A 1,075-nucleotide genomic window follows, 5' to 3' on the forward strand; every position below is an offset into this window, starting at 1 on the left:
ATCAAAAAATGGCTGTTGCGTTCCGTAAAAATTCACCGGAATTACGCGAAGCGTTTGATCGTTATTTAGACTCTATTAAAAAAGATGGGACGTATGAAAAGCTCGTTAAAAAATACTACCCGTCAATTTACTACTTTTATAACGATTACTTCTTAGAAGATAGTAAGAAAATTCGATGAAAAAGGCTGTTAAAAAAATATCCAGTAAAAAGATAATAACGATAAGCGCAATAATCGTTTCTATTTATTTAGCGATACTTATTGTTGTTACAAGTCTTGGACAGAATAAATTAAAAGACTCTCAATATAGAGAGCTGGATTTAAAAGTAAAAAGCTATGCAAGCACACTAGACAACTTATTTACTATCGCAAGTGAAGACGTAGATAATTTATCGAGTGACAAAACCGTTCAAACATTTTTTGCAAACTTAGCATCTGGTATGTCGATGGAATATGGCCTAGGTGCAAGTTTAATCAACTTAAAGCGTAGATTTGATGAGAAGATTGACGGCAAGTTGATCAACAGTAGCAACATCTACAACAAGTTAACGCTGGTGGGCAGTGACGGAACAACCATCGTCACGACTGGCCCAAAAGATCTCAAGCCAATGGATATTCATGATTTGATGACCCAACACGGGCATCCGGAAGAAGTTTGTGCCACTCGTGATGGTGACAACATTCGGATTCAAGTGATTAAGCAAGTCAAATTTTCTGGGAAACCAGTGGCTTTTTTAATTGCGGACATCAATAAAGATATTGTTATTGAGCAATTAACCAATCAAGAGCACGAAGACAGCTACAGTCGCATGGTGCTAAAAATAAAAGATGTTGAAATGGTGGTGTGGGATTCCATCACTAAAAATTCAACCATTAATGCAGATGAGAATCATTTTCTTTCTAAAGTTTTGGATGGAAAAATATATTTCGAAGTGCCAGTGGAACAACATCATTTTAAATTGATGGCATGGTTTGAACCGCTCAACGAGCGAGATATTTTTACTTCTCGACTCTTTATTGTTGGGCTAAGTATTCTCGCCGTGATGATTGTTATTGCGCTGTGTTATGCATTTGTC

Annotated in this window: 1 protein-coding gene and 1 pseudogene; both read left to right on the forward strand. The window is 36.5% G+C overall.

Annotated features, from left to right (window positions below; translation table 11 throughout):
• Nucleotides 1–179 (forward strand): transporter substrate-binding domain-containing protein (locus R7P72_RS25835; protein ID WP_318111098.1); only part of this gene is annotated, 179 nt, incomplete at its 5' end.
• A pseudogene (locus R7P72_RS25840) lies at nt 176–1,075 on the forward strand (GGDEF-domain containing protein); the annotation flags it as partial. The gene R7P72_RS25835 and the pseudogene R7P72_RS25840, both read left to right, overlap by 4 nt.

Origin of the sequence: Vibrio sp. Vb0888 (assembly GCF_033338835.1) — a bacterium.
Taxonomy (GTDB): Bacteria; Pseudomonadota; Gammaproteobacteria; order Enterobacterales; family Vibrionaceae; genus Vibrio; species Vibrio alginolyticus.